A 12808-nucleotide genomic window follows, 5' to 3' on the forward strand; every position below is an offset into this window, starting at 1 on the left:
GGAAGACGAGCTGGTCGAAGTGGTACCAGCCGAGGTTGATCCACAGGGCGCCGGCGCCGTTGGTCGCGTCGGTGGTCGAGTGGCTGTCCCTGCAGCCACACGGACGGCGGGGACATGCCGGTGTCCTCCGAATAGCGCACTGCGGCAGCGGCTGCGCGGCGCAGCGGGCTGTCCGGCTTCCAGCGGCGCCCCAGCGCGGCCACGGCTGCCGGGCTCGTGGGCTCGGCAGCCGCCAGCTCGATGCGGCGGATCTCGATCCCGCCGGCGTTCAGCAGTTCCACCAGCCGGGTGCGCACGGGCAGGGGGATCCACCGGTCGAGTCCTTCGAACTGCTCGATCATCGCGTCACGTGGCGCACGGCTGGCGGACGGGTCCGCTGTCATCTCCTGTAGCCGTGCCTATGCTGAGGCGCGGGTGTCGCCCCGCTTCCACAGCAGCCTCGGCTCGGAGCCTTCTGGGAGGCGGTCGTTCTGGTTGAACTGGAACTGGAAGCCGCGTTTGCTGCTTTTGAGTGCGCGCTTCATGCCCGCCATCGGATCCAGCCCGTGCATGAGGGCGCCGACGACGTGTTCGTTGAATTCGGTGTCGGTCCGGTGGACGACCACCACGTCGAGGTCGCCTGGCTGCAGCGCGCCTCGGGCGTAGGAACCGAATACATAGACCTCGTCTACGAGATCCAGGGGCGACTGCCTGCGTCCAGATTGTCGAGCATCTCCGTTGCCCGTTCACGTTTCACCTGGACTCCCTTGCCGCCCACGACCACTGCTTGGACCTTAGGGGCCACAAGCCAAGGCGAGAGCGCACTGCAGAGTGAATCCACGAGCGCCCCCGCGCTGGGTTGCCGAGGGCGGGGACCACATCGGCATTCAGCGAGAGGAAGCCACCGTGAAACGGACAGACGCGGTACGGTGCGAGTGTGGCCCTGCGGCATCCCCCGTCCGCAGGGCCACACTGCTGTTCGCGTGCGTGAGCGTGCTGGTCAGCGACTTCGGCTCGCCTGAGGTCTGGCGACGGTCGACGCGATGGCCGGTGCGGTAGCGGTGAGACGCGGAGGCTGCCGCTGGACGCTGGGGTTGGACCGTCGCGTGCCGGTGCCGTGCGCGAGTTCCTCGGCCAGGTCGGCGATCATGGGGGCGGGTGCGTAAGGGGAGGCGTGGATCGTCCAGGTGGGCTGGTCGATGGTGGGGCCGGCCCAGATGGTCAAGGTGGCGAGGCTGCTGTTCGGGTGCTGAGCGGCGAAGGCGTCGAACTGGACACCGGCATCCTGGGAGGCGTTCGTCCAGCGGAGCCAGCGTCCGTCCACGGTGTGCTTCCATCCGACCTCAGCGAGGGGTTTCGTGGCGGCGGTGACGGTCTTCTCGTCAACGGGGCTCCCGAGGGCGGTGTCCCATCCGTCACCGTCGGCGAGGTGGTTCAGCAGAGCCTGGAGGATGGGGGCGGGGGCAGTGCCCGTGGCGGTCAGGTGCCACATGCGGTCGGAGACGGGCGTCTCGTACGCGGCCACGGTCCAGGCGGTCTCGCGGGCGTGGGCTTCGTGGACCTGCTCGATGCGCAGGGTCTGCGATTCGTGGATCGCATGGGTGGTTCCGTCTGTCCAGGTGCGCCACTTCTCCCAGTCGCCGTGTGCGTCGAGGAAGGTGTCGAGCAGGGCGTCGTGGTCGCCGGCATCGGCCAGGTAGGCCGGAACGGTCTCCGGCTCCGGGCGGGCCGGTTCGGGCTTGGCTGCGGTGAGTTCGAGTGTGGTGCGGGCTTCGGCGGCGGCGCGTTCGGTGTCGGTCAGGGGGGCCGGGCCGGGGCGCATCTCGGTGCGGTGGACCTTCTCGAAGGCGAGCATGGCCTGGGCGGGTGAGTCGAAGGTATCGGCAACCTGGCGCAGGTGGTTCTCGCCGTGGAGGTAGACGGACTTGCCGTTGCGGCCGAGGTAGGTACCGACCGCGACGGTGGTGTGGCCGTCGTGTGCGTGGGCGTGGATGAGGAGCTGGCCGTGGCGGATGTCGTCATGGATCTTCTGCGCCTGATTGGAGACCTCGCGGATTTCGCTGCGGATGCACCAGGGCATCGGATAGTTCGCCCAGGTCCATTCCTCGTCCATGGCCTCCTGGAGCCGAGGGGTGATCTCGACGGTGATGCCTTCGGCGGTCAGGTGCTTGGCTGCGTCCTGGGCCCAGTAGGGCTCCTCGTGGTCGATGCGGACCAGGACCAGGACGTTGTCGGCGACGACGGTCCAGTCGGCTGCCTCCAGTCCCAGGTGGGCGATGTGGGCCTGGGTGCCGGTCAGGACGGCGGTCACGGCGCTGGGATGGGTGGGGTGGGTGTCCAGGCGGACGTGGGCGTCGATGGGGCGATTGGTGGTCACGTTGGGGTGTCGTCTCTTCTGCCGGTGGCCGGGTCTTCGAGTCCGGCCACCGGCGTATGCGGGGTGCTATCGGGTTGCTCGCGCGGCGCGGGCGATGTGGGCGGCCGTGGTGGTCGGCGGGCCGGCGCGAGTGGTGGGCGCCGGCCGCGGTCGCTGCGGCGGGACCGTTTTGGTGGCGTGCTGCCAGCGGGTGCGGATGGCGCCGATGTCGGCGAGGGATCGGCGGGCGCCGGCGACGAGTTGGAATGGGGTGTTCGTCGGGTCGCCGGCGTACGCCTCGATGCGTCGGCCGGTGTGATCGGCGGTTGCCAGGAGGGAGCGCTGCAGGGCGCGCTCGCCCCAGTGCTCCACGGAACCGGCTGGTTCGGCCAGCAGACGGAGCACCTCGCCCGGTTCGCTTCCGTCGTCCAGCACGCCGCGCTGTTGGGCCTCCCACAGGACAGTGACGGGGTCGACGGGCTCGCGGCGGCGGGCAAGAGCCGTCAGGCACTGCCACAGGCCGGCGTGCAGCGGCAGGGTGAGGTCGTCGGGGAGCAGCCACCGGACGGACTCGATATCGGATGGGTGGGCGGTGGCGGTCGCGAGCAGCAGCCGCTCCTCCTCGACGGCCTCGATGTGGTCGGGCGTGATGGCCGGCGGCGGTGCCGGGGTGCGGGGCAGGACGCCGGCGCGCGGTGGGAAGCGGCTCGCGATGTCGTCCACGACCGCGGCGAGCGCGTCGGCCTCGGCGAGCACCGTCTGGACGGGGTGTGGGAGGGAGGCATCGTGGACGGTCTGGACGAGGCGTTCGGCGGCGCTCTGCAGGCGGCGGCGGGCGTGTTCGGCCTCGACCATCCGTGCGTAGGCCGGTGCGTGGCGGGGCCAGGGGCAGACCTGGACGAGGGTGTGCAGGTAGGAGGCGGTCAGTCCGCGCGCCTGCTCGCGCCCTGTGGCGAGCACCCGGTCGAGCCACTTGGTGTTCTTGGCGTGCTCGGCCGGGTCGGGCGGGGGCAGGGTGCTGATCGCTGCGTACAAGGCGGAGTGCGCGGCGGTGTAGAACGAGTTGCCGGCGATGCCGGTGACGTCGGCGAGACGGTGAGGATCGAGGAGGAGGGCGCCGAGGAGGGCCTGCTCGACGTAGTGCACGGGCGGCGGCGGATGTGTGTCGGGCAGGTCGAGGTCGTCGTCCTCGTCGGGTTCGGGGGTGCGGGGCATCAGGCGGCGAGGGTGAAGTCGTCGGGGTCGAGGGTGACGCCGAGGTGCGGGGCGAGGAGGTGGCCGGCGAGCAACGGCGGTACGGCGTTGCCGATCTGGGAGAACTGCTGGCCTTTGTTGCCGGCCCAGGGGTAGTCGGCGGGGAAGGTCTGCAGGAGGCCGGCCTCGCGGGCGGTGATCCGGATCGGCTCCGGCACCGCTGGCGCGCCCGTGTCCTCCGTCGGCGCCGAGGCCGGTGCGGCGACCCAGGTGCACTCGTTCGCCCGGTGACCGAAGAACAGCGTGCCTGCCGGCTCGGACAGCGGACGGATGGTGGCGTTGGCCTGGTTGTTGCTGCGCAGGGACCAGGACCAGCGGTGCGCCTCGGCGGTGAACGTCGGCGCCGGGGCGGTGGCGGTCCGGTTCTCGCGGGTGCCGTGCCGGGCGGCCCATCCGGCTCCTTCGCGGCGGGACTGCAGGACCACAGCCTCCGGTCGCGGCATCCAGGTGCCGCGATCCCTGGCGTCGGAGAGCGTCTTGCGGGAGCCTGAAGGGAACGGTTCGGGCCCGCCGCCGGGTCCGCCGCCGGCGCAGAGGGTGGGGACGGGCCGGTCGGTGGCGCCCCAGCCGAGGGCCTCGGCCATCGACACCCATCGGTCACGGCCTGGCCCGAACAGGCTCTCCGGCTCAGCGGTCTGGGCGTGCGTGGGTGCTGGGGGCTGGGCGGTGCGGACGCGGGAGGCGAGCAGGATTGCCCGCCGCCTGGTTTGCGGCACGCCGAAGTTGGCGGCGTTGAGGATCCCATACCAGACCGAGAAGCCCCATCCGCGCAGCACAGAGGCGTACTGCTTCCACAGCGGCAGGACATCCGGCACTTCTTCCATGGCGACCCACTCGGGCTCGCCGACGGTGTTGAGGGCGTGGAGGTAGCGCATGGGCTCGGCGGCCAGCAGCGAGCGTTCGTCCCGGCAGGCGGTCAGCAGCTTCTCGCGGGTGTCGCGTCCGGCGGCGAGGTCCGCCACTGCCTGGTGCACGAGCGGCTGGTCCACCAGGCCGAGGCGCTTGCCGGCCATGGACCATGCCTGGCAGGGCGGGCTCGCAATCAGCCCGGTGGTCTTGCCGAGGAAGGGCCAGACGGGATAAAGCGCCACGTCGGTGCGAATGGTCAACTGCCCCGCCGCCGCACGGGTCTTGCAGGCCCACTCATCCCATTCAAGGCCCACGTCCCGTACACCGAGGACGGTAAGCGAGTGGCTCCATCCCCCCGGTCCTGCAAACAGGTCCAGGATGGTCAAGAGACCAGTCCGAAGTCGTCCTGTACCCGCTCGACTTCACCGCGGCACGCCCACGGGGAACAGCCATCGGCGGCTCCTTGCTCCAGCTCCTGAAGGTCCGGTCCGCTGTCGGCGAGTTCCTGCTGCATCGCCGCCCATTCAGCGGCGGTGACGTGATCGATGGGAGCTTCGCTGAGAGGGACGCGGGAGCGGTGGAGAAACGCCTCGCCGAGCAGACGGTTGCCGGTGGCGTTGGCGCGGGCATTTCCCTTGCGGATGGCAGCGTCGAACTCCACCACGTCCTCCCATTCCTCCGGGGACTTGTCACGGATGTTGCGCCACTGGGCGTTTCCATGGAAAGGGCACCCGAGGCAGCTCGATTTCGGGGTGTCGGCCAGGCCGAGCGACGTCAGGTAACGGACGCAGTCGGACCGCGACCACCCCATGTCGATGAGCGGGTGCCGGTTGCGCATGTACTTCACATCGGCGTCCTTGGCCCGGTGGAATTCGTCGGTGGAGATGCCGACCCACTGCTCGACGAAGACACCCTTGGGGACGCGTGCCGGATAGGGATAGCTGAGTATTTCGCGGACCTTTTTCTTGATCGGCTTAATTTTATATTCCCCGGTGCGTTGCCGCCTGGTCATACCCGGCTTTCCGTCCTTGTTCATGACGTTGCGGCATCGATGCAAACCTGTGCTCGGGGTCCAGGGCATCCTTGCGTATGTTTCCGGACGATACGCGGAGAACGGGTATGCCTGCAGGGCTGGCTATTTCTCGCTCCAGCCGGTCGAGATGGGAATAAACGGCTCTCGGTTCCCAGCCTGTGTCGGCGAAAATTGCGTAGTCGACCTTCGGGAGTATGCCTTGTGCGGAGAGGGCGAGCATGGCGCTGGACTGGATACCGGCACCTAGTGAAATTGCCCGGAAGGCAGGGAGTTCGGAAATGATCGGTCCTGGGGGTGGGGAGGATGGGGGCTCGGGTCGGCGGCGAGGCGGGCGATGCGGTCGCTGATGAGCGCCGGGTGGCGGATAGGCAGCGCGTGCGTCGTGCGGGGGAGGATCTCCAGGCTGGCGGCAGGGAGTTGGGAGGCCAACTGCTTGGTGTGGGCGGCGGGGATGTGCCGGTCGTCCGCGCCGGCCATCAGCAGCAGCCGGTCGCCGAACTGGTTGAGCACGGTGGCGTCGCGCGGCTGGTAGCGGCGCAGGCACTGCCACAGGACGGCGAGATCACGGGTGCGGGTGTGGCGGATGCCGTGGCGGCACGGCGGCGGCTCGTCGGCCGGCCGGTCGGGGTGGGGCGCGAGGCTGTAGGGGTGTGCGGTGGGCAGCCGGTGCCGCAGGAAGTCCACCGTGCGTGGGGCCCGGGTGCAGGTCAGGGCGGCGAGGCTACGTCCGGCGGCCAAGAGCCAGGCGCGGGTCGCGTCCGGGCAGCACGCTCGCACCGCGTGCGGTGGCCGACAGCAGCACCATGCCCCGGATGCGGGCCTGATGCTGGGGGTGCAGGGCGGCGAGCTCCTGCAGGACGAGGGCGCCCAGGGAATGGCCGGCGAGCACCAGCGGCCCGGCGGGGACGACGTGGGTCAGGATCTGGTGCAGGTCGTCGGCGAGCTGCCGGATCGTCAGCGGTGCCTGACCGCGCGGGGTGTGACCGTGCGCGCGCTGGTCGTAGCGCACGACGGTCAAGCCCAGCCCGGTCAGGTGCCGGGCGTGGACGCGCCACAGGTCCGCGGTGACGGACGCGCCGTGCACCAGCACGACCGTCGCGCCGCCGGGACGCGGGCGCACCGGGGTGTCGCGGTAGACGGACAGGCCAGTGCCGTCCGCGGCGGAGACCGACAACACCTCGGTGGTAGAAGGAGGGTTGCGCACAGGTAGGACTCCCAAAGGGGGATCAGTAGGGGGCAGCTGTTCGCCGTCCGGGCCGGGTTGGTGGAACCGGCCGTTCGGCACCGCACTGCGCTTGCCGCCGGTCGGGGGCGGGCGGATAGCGAGGCGCCGTACGGCTGTGGCCTTCGGCGGCGTGCTCGGGCGGCGGGACGGGGGTGGCGCTGGCTGGTTACCGGCTCGTACCACGGCCGGGTGGTGCCGTTGCCGGCTGAGGCGGCGGGGAGGCGCTTGTGGCTGGGCTGGTTGCGGGCCTGGGGCGGGCGAGCGCGCGGGGGCCTTCGGCGGCTGTGTCGTGCTGGATCCCGGCGGCGGACATGGTCAGCGGCGCGGGCCCGGCGTGACGGCGGGGGCAGCAACGGCGGGCGGCCGTGTCGTGGTCGACCAGCGCGGAACGCTGACGGTCGCCAGTGCGGGACCGCGAGCCGCCCGGGCACGGGCGAGGTCTAGCGGCGTGGGCACCGCCGCGGCCCGGGGCGCGGCGAGGGCGTCTGGCTTCAGCGGGCGCAGGTGGGCGTGGCACTCGCGCGGCACGCAGGCGCGTTCACGGGAGACCGGCGCCGGATCGGCCAGAGCCGTGGCGAAGGCCGCGACCAGATGGGCGGGGGTGGCGCTGTGGAAATCGGCCTCCCACAGCGCCTGCCGTGCATCCGGGGCGGCAAGGATCCTCGCGCGCCATGCCTCGTCCCGGGCCACTGTGTGCCCGCCGAACGAGGAGGGAGGGCGGTATTCCAGGCGGGCCAGCCGGTCGGGCGAGGTCGCGGTGATGTGCCAGCCGTCCACGGTGATCTGCCAGCGGGCGGCGCGGAGGACCTCCCACACCATTGCCGGATGGTCATCGCGTTCGCGGTAGGGCTCGTCGTCCCATCGGCCCGCGGTGACGTCGGCGTCCAGGGCGGCGGTGACGGCGGCGATGATCTCGGGCGGGGTGTCGTCGGTGAAGGCCGCGGTCCAGGTCGGTGGGGCGTGCAGATCCGTGCGGCAGCGGATCTGCCACAACGCGGTGGCGTCCGGCATCAGTTCGGATGCTTCCGGGACGTAGGCGACGCGGAGCTGGCTGCCCATGGTCGTGACGTAGAAGTTGCCCATCTCGTCACTCATGTCGTGCCAGTAGTGATGGGTCAGCGGGACGAAGGCGTCGGTACCGCAGTAGGCACTGCCGGCGAGGTAGCCAGGGGCGACGAGGACATCGTCATCGCTACGGTCACGGCCGGCCCGCTGCGTGCGGCGCAGGCCGGGGTCGGGGCGGGGTTCGGGCACAAGGGAGTCCAGTGGTGGGGAAGGTATGGAGCACCAGGTCGAGCGAGGGCATGGAGTGGTGTGGCTCCGGAGGAATGGTCAGCGGTTTCGGGTGGCCGTCGTCGCGGCGGCGGGCGCGGGTGTCGTACCAGGTGCCCTGGCGGTGGGAGGGCGGCTGATGGCGGCGGCCAGGGCGGTGGTGCCGACGGCGGTGAGACGGACTCGGTCTTGAAGCGGTCCGCCCACGTAGGCGGAGGACGCGGACTGCGGGACGCGTTCGGCGAGGCCGTTCGCCTCCAGCGACCGCAGTGTGCCGATGAGTACGCGTTCGTCGCGGTAGTGGACGTACTGCCGTCCCAGGGAGCTGGTGGCCATGACGTGTCCGCAGGCGATCTCCCACAGGGCGGTGCGCTGCGTGGGGGTCAGCTGGTGGTCTGGAGTGTCGGTGGTACTCCAGCGTCGGCGTCGGATCTCGTGGGCGACGGTGTCGGCGCAGCCCGTGGCGGCTTCGGGGGCCAGGGCGGTCAGAGTGCGGGCCATCGGCAGGCGGTGGTCCGTGGAGGCGCTGCTCAGGAAGGCGAGCTGCTGGAGGCGGAGCACCGCGTCCGACAACTCGTGACTTTCGTAGAGCCGCTCGTCCATGACCGCCTTGATGGCGGTGCCCGTCGCAGAAGCGAGTCGCTGTGCGGAGGCGACGTGGGCGTCGGGCTCGGATGGCGAACCGGCCCGCAGAAGGCGGTCGAGCGTGTCGTTGTGCCGCACGTACTGGTCTGCGAGCAGCAGCAGCCGTTCAACCGGCGTCGGTGGGGCGGCCACGTCGAAAAGGAGGCCGTCGGTGGGCGGTGTCGTCATGCACGGCGCCGGACGGCCGGGGCGTGAAACGGCACCGCGGCGGGTGCGCTCGCAGCAGCGGGGGGCCGCGGCACTTCCAGCGCGGTGCGGGCCGCTGCCAGGGCGCGGCCGGCGTCGTCGAGGTGGATCCGCAGGCGGCTGTGGTGGTCCAGCGAGTCGAGCTTTTGCTGGAGCGTGTCCTGCGCTGTGGTGGTGAGGGTGATGAGCGGGGCGAGTGCCTGCGTGTAGTGGGCGATGGCCCGCCCGACGTGGCCGGCGCTAGCGACGAGGGTTTCGGCGGGCGGGAGGTCGGCGATGTTCGGGGCGAGCTGGTACTCGACGTCAGCGGCCATGCGGGCAGCGAGGTGGCACAGCAGGCCGATGTGCCGTGTGGCGTTGAACAGGCCGGTGCCGTCCGCGGTGATGTGGTGGTCGCGGATGTCCGCGGTCACGGCGTCTACGGCTTGACGCGGGGACATCTCGTCGAGGTCGGTGGGTTCGTAGGTGTGCAGGGCATCTCCAGGCATGTGGTTCACGGGGCTTGCCGCAGGAAGCGGGCGATGCGGTCGTTGCCGTGGCCGGCGCGGAGCGGGCGGCGATCAGGTGCCATCCCGCGCCGCGCAGGGACGCGCTGCTCTCGCCCTCCTGGGTACAGGTAATCAGGCGCCGGTAACCGAGGGCTTTCGCCGCGCGCCATGATGCCCCGTACAGCAGCGAGTTGGCGTTGCGTGCCGCTCTCGTCGGCGGCTCCGACGGCGAAGATCTGTCCGACGGGCGGCTGGTGGTGGCGGTGCCAGGCGCGCACGAAGTCCTTCGCCTCACGTGAGCGCACCGGCACCAGGTGCAGCCGGGCGTCGCTCACACGGCCTTCCCGAAGTCGGACTGCGTCGGCGCGTGCTTCGCGACGGCGCGGGCGGTGATCGCCTTCGACGCGCGGGCGGACGCCGCGGACAGCTCCTGCGCTCCGGGCTCCAGGTACCACGGTCGCAGGTCCAGCATGGCGGCCCTCATGCCGGTGGCGAAGCAGAGTGCGGTGCCCTTGGGCAGGGCCCGGATGGCGTCGGCGGGAAGGATCCGCTCCTGCCGCATGCTGACCGAGGTCGACTTTCCGGACTCCGAGTGCGAGGTCGAGGTGGTCTCGACGTCGTGGTCGCCGATCAAACGGCTGAGCTTGTCGGCGAAGTCGGGGTCGTCGATACCGGAGCCGATGACCTTGACGGTCGAGGCGGACCACATGGCGTCCATGCCGGCGTCACCCCAGACTTTCTGGCCCTGGCGGTAGGACTGCAGGATGGTGATCGGGATGATCCCGCGCGAGCCGAGGTGTGAATACAGGTCCGGCAAGTCGCTGATCTTGCAGACGTTGGCGGCCTCGTCGAGGATCGCGAGCATGGGCGGGTCGAGCCGTCCGCCGGCGCGTTCGGCCTGCGCGGTTGCGGCCCGCATCACCGAGTCCGCGCACGCGGCGATCAGCGCCGAGGCGCCGCCTCCGCCGTCCTTGCTGAGCAGGAACAGCGTGTCGGTGGAGGCGACGAACGCGGACGGCTTGAACTCGGCGGTGTCCTTCTGCGGGGTGACCCAGGCGGCGATCTCGCTGTTCAGCAGGGCGGCGGCGTACTGGCGGGCGGTCTCGTAGATGCCGTCCCGGGTTTCCGGCGGTCCTTCCACCGTGCCCTTGAGCTGGGCGGCGACGGCGGCGAATTGGTGGTCGCGGAGGATGTCGAGCGGGGTGCGGTCGGCGGGAAAGGCCAGCCACTGCATGACGTCGGTGATCGGCCGCTCGTCGAGGGCCGCGGCGAGGAAGAGCTGGGCGAGGATGTTGGATCCGGCCTTGGACCAGAAGTCGCCCTGCTGAGAGGCGTCAACGCTCGCGGCGAGGAAGTGGCCGGCCAACCGCCCGGCTCCGTCCAGGGTTTTGGCGTCCGCCAGGGGGTTCCACCACATCTCGCGGGCGGCGTGCGCGATCTGCTGCGGGTCCATCGACCACACCTGCCCGACGCGGGCGCGGGCGTCGTAGGTCGCGGTGAAGGCATCGCCCGCGGCTTTGTTCGAGGTCAGCAGGACCGGGCCGGGCGCGGCGAGAATGGAGGGGATCGCGAGCGAGGTGGTCTTGCCCGAGCGGGGCGCCATGATGGCGACGGCCACGTCCTCGTAGCCCATGCGCACCTCGTGCTTGGTGCCCTGCAGGTTGCCGAGCAGGATGCCGGTGTCGCGGGCCTCGATGTGCTTGGCGTCCTTCAGGCTCGGGCGCAGGGAGCGGGCCTTGTCGGTGATCGCCTTGGCCATCAGCGGTTCGATGTCGCGGGCCTTGGCCATGCCGGTGATCTTCTTCTTCCGGCCGCCGCTGCGGTTCTTGTGCCGGGCCCACACGATGCCCACGGCCGTCCCCAGGGCAAGGAGGAGGAGAACGGGAACGATGCGGGCACCGATCAGCAGGGACGTTTCTCCCGCGTCGGGCCAGACCTGCTCGGGGTGGAGCAGGGCGGTGGTCGGCTGGTAGGCGGCCCAGGTGGCGCCGGTGAGGTAGGCGGTGATGTTGCCGGACAGCCAGGCGAGGTGGGCGAGGGGGACGACGACGGCGAGCACGCCGATCAGGAGGCGCAGGACGAGGTCGTACCCGTCGGTATTGCTGTTGGAGGAGGAAGGGGGCAAGGGCTACGTGCTTCCGGGCGGGGGCGGAGGGATCAGCGGCTGCGGCTGTTCTTGGCCGGCGGCTGTCGCGAGGGGTTCAAACTCGTCGGCGGGGTGGCGTGCCGGGCAGCGAAGGTGTGGACGCGTTCTTCCAGCGCCCCGGCGACGTACACGGCGAGCACGTCCGTGCTCCTGCGGGTGACGACGTTCGGGTCGCGGGTCGGGAGACTGCGCCCGCTGTCCATGCGCAGCACGGGCTTCGGATCGGCGAGCGCGGTGGTGAACGCGGCGAGCAGGTGGGCGGGAGTGTGCGCGCCGAAGCGGGCCTGCCACACCGGCCGGTCCGGGCCGAGTGCGGCGGTGACGAACCAGGCGCCCGGTTCTTCCGCGCTGCCCAGCCACTGGACGTATGCGGTGGCGTCGGGTGACACGAGGCCGTTGTCCGCGGAGGCGGGCGACCAGCCGATCTGTTGGAGCGGCTCGTACGGATCGGACGGTGTGATCGTCGTTGCGGCCGGATCGGTGAGGGCGTCGGTGACGGCGGCGATCAGTTCCACCGGGGTGAGGGCGCCGAAGCTCGCGTACCAGGCGGGCCGGTCCGGCTCCGCAGCGTGGTGAAGGGTCCACCACTGGCCGTCGGGTTCCGGTTCGGGTTCCAGGCGTAGGAGTGCTTTCTGGTCGGGGCTGGAGAGCAGGACGCGCGGCATCAGGGGGTCGTTGCCGTGGTTCCAGCCGCAGGCGCGGTGAAGGGGGACGGTGATCCAGGCGGGGTCACCACCGCCGGCCAGGTGGCGCGGTGCGATGAAGTCGACCTCGACAGTCTCGGGAGCCGGGGGCATGGTCACTTCCGTGCCGGGGTTCGCCGGTCGGCTGCGGGAGCCGGTGCGGGTGCGGGTGCCAGAGGTGAGGGGGCTTTGCGGGCGGCGGTGTTGATCTCGCGGAGTGTCTTGCCGTGGGTGGCCCAGTCGTCGAGGTAGCTCCACGATTCGGCGTGGTACTCGGCGAGGGCGTCGTCGAAGGCCGTGGTGCCGGGCTTGGCGGTGGCGGGAAGGGCGTCTCGGGTTTCCAGCCACTGCTCGTGCAGTTGCTCGAGCCGGTCGAGGGCGGCGTGCAGAACGCCCAGCTGGTAGACCCAGCGGCTCTGCACGGTGTTCTCCGGCAGCTGGGCCAGTTGCGTCTCGGCGGTGGCCAGGAGGTGACGGGCGCCGTAGCGGAGCGATTCGAACGCCTCTGCGGTGTCGGCGTCGCGCTGGCTCGCGCGCAGGCCGTAGGCGTGGTCGTCGTGGGGCCAGCCGTCGAGGTCGGTGTGCTCGTCGGAGTAGGCGTCCCAGGCGTCGAGGATCTTCTTGCTGTCGCTCACGTAGCGGTCGAGGTGACGGAGGAAGTCGCGGTGTGCGCGGTGATCGGCGGAAATGGG

At 70.8% G+C, this 12808-nt stretch carries 13 protein-coding genes and 1 pseudogene; all 14 read right to left on the minus strand.

Features of this window, described 5'->3' with window-relative positions:
- Positions 1-398: 398 nt before the first annotated feature.
- Positions 399-680 carry a nucleotidyltransferase domain-containing protein gene (locus RKD20_RS38790; protein ID WP_424883419.1) on the minus strand — a complete coding sequence of 94 codons (282 nt, stop codon included), beginning with the start codon at positions 678-680 and terminating at the stop codon, positions 399-401.
- Between the two features lie 299 nt (positions 681-979).
- Positions 980-2356: a DUF317 domain-containing protein gene (locus RKD20_RS38795; protein WP_424881765.1), complete on the minus strand. Its 1377-nt coding sequence runs from the start codon at positions 2354-2356 to the stop codon at positions 980-982.
- A 66-nt stretch (positions 2357-2422) separates the two neighbouring features.
- Positions 2423-3550 (minus strand): DnaB-like helicase N-terminal domain-containing protein, encoded by a 1128-nt coding sequence (locus RKD20_RS38800; protein WP_424881766.1) that lies wholly within the window; start codon positions 3548-3550, stop codon positions 2423-2425.
- Positions 3550-4824 (minus strand): DNA cytosine methyltransferase, encoded by a 1275-nt coding sequence (locus tag RKD20_RS38805; protein WP_424881767.1) that lies wholly within the window; start codon positions 4822-4824, stop codon positions 3550-3552. The genes RKD20_RS38800 and RKD20_RS38805 overlap by 1 nt, the downstream gene beginning before the upstream one ends.
- A pseudogene (locus RKD20_RS38810) lies at positions 4821-5691 on the minus strand (hypothetical protein). Before RKD20_RS38810 ends, RKD20_RS38805 begins: the two are co-directional and overlap by 4 nt.
- A gap of 23 nt (positions 5692-5714) precedes the next feature.
- Positions 5715-6209 carry an alpha/beta fold hydrolase gene (locus RKD20_RS38815; RefSeq protein WP_424881768.1) on the minus strand — a complete coding sequence of 165 codons (495 nt, stop codon included), beginning with the start codon at positions 6207-6209 and terminating at the stop codon, positions 5715-5717.
- Positions 6193-6675 carry an alpha/beta hydrolase gene (locus RKD20_RS38820; protein ID WP_424881769.1) on the minus strand — a complete coding sequence of 161 codons (483 nt, stop codon included), beginning with the start codon at positions 6673-6675 and terminating at the stop codon, positions 6193-6195. Before RKD20_RS38820 ends, RKD20_RS38815 begins: the two co-directional genes overlap by 17 nt.
- Before the next feature lie 336 nt (positions 6676-7011).
- Positions 7012-7950 carry a DUF317 domain-containing protein gene (locus tag RKD20_RS38825; protein ID WP_424881770.1) on the minus strand — a complete coding sequence of 313 codons (939 nt, stop codon included), beginning with the start codon at positions 7948-7950 and terminating at the stop codon, positions 7012-7014.
- Positions 7951-8028: 78 nt separating this feature from the next.
- Positions 8029-8781: a hypothetical protein gene (locus RKD20_RS38830; protein ID WP_424881771.1), complete on the minus strand. Its 753-nt coding sequence runs from the start codon at positions 8779-8781 to the stop codon at positions 8029-8031.
- On the minus strand, positions 8778-9212 hold the full coding sequence (locus tag RKD20_RS38835) for a hypothetical protein (RefSeq protein ID WP_424883420.1): 435 nt from the start codon (positions 9210-9212) through the stop codon (positions 8778-8780). Before RKD20_RS38835 ends, RKD20_RS38830 begins: the two co-directional genes overlap by 4 nt.
- The gene (locus tag RKD20_RS38840) at positions 9103-9582 is read right to left on the minus strand and encodes an XF1762 family protein (protein ID WP_424881772.1); all 480 of its coding nucleotides are present in this window, start codon (positions 9580-9582) and stop codon (positions 9103-9105) included. Before RKD20_RS38840 ends, RKD20_RS38835 begins: the two co-directional genes overlap by 110 nt.
- A gap of 36 nt (positions 9583-9618) precedes the next feature.
- Positions 9619-11412 (minus strand): TraM recognition domain-containing protein, encoded by a 1794-nt coding sequence (locus tag RKD20_RS38845; protein ID WP_424881773.1) that lies wholly within the window; start codon positions 11410-11412, stop codon positions 9619-9621.
- Between the two features lie 32 nt (positions 11413-11444).
- The gene (locus RKD20_RS38850; RefSeq protein ID WP_424881774.1) at positions 11445-12230 is read right to left on the minus strand and encodes a DUF317 domain-containing protein; all 786 of its coding nucleotides are present in this window, start codon (positions 12228-12230) and stop codon (positions 11445-11447) included.
- Between the two features lie 2 nt (positions 12231-12232).
- Positions 12233-12751: a hypothetical protein gene (locus RKD20_RS38855; RefSeq protein ID WP_424881775.1), complete on the minus strand. Its 519-nt coding sequence runs from the start codon at positions 12749-12751 to the stop codon at positions 12233-12235.
- Positions 12752-12808: the final 57 nt, after the last annotated feature.

Source organism: Streptomyces sp. SLBN-8D4, from assembly GCF_049739545.1.
GTDB lineage: Bacteria > Actinomycetota > Actinomycetes > Streptomycetales > Streptomycetaceae > Streptomyces > Streptomyces canus_C.

What these genes read in the sequence shown, in the direction of transcription:
- RKD20_RS38800 (WP_424881766.1), bottom strand. Translation starts at nt 3,550, where the DNA reads ATGCCCCGCACCCCCGAACCCGACGAGGACGACGACCTCGACCTGCCC.
- RKD20_RS38830 (WP_424881771.1), bottom strand. Translation starts at nt 8,781, where the DNA reads ATGACGACACCGCCCACCGACGGCCTCCTTTTCGACGTGGCCGCCCCA.
- RKD20_RS38850 (WP_424881774.1), bottom strand. Translation starts at nt 12,230, where the DNA reads ATGCCCCCGGCTCCCGAGACTGTCGAGGTCGACTTCATCGCACCGCGC.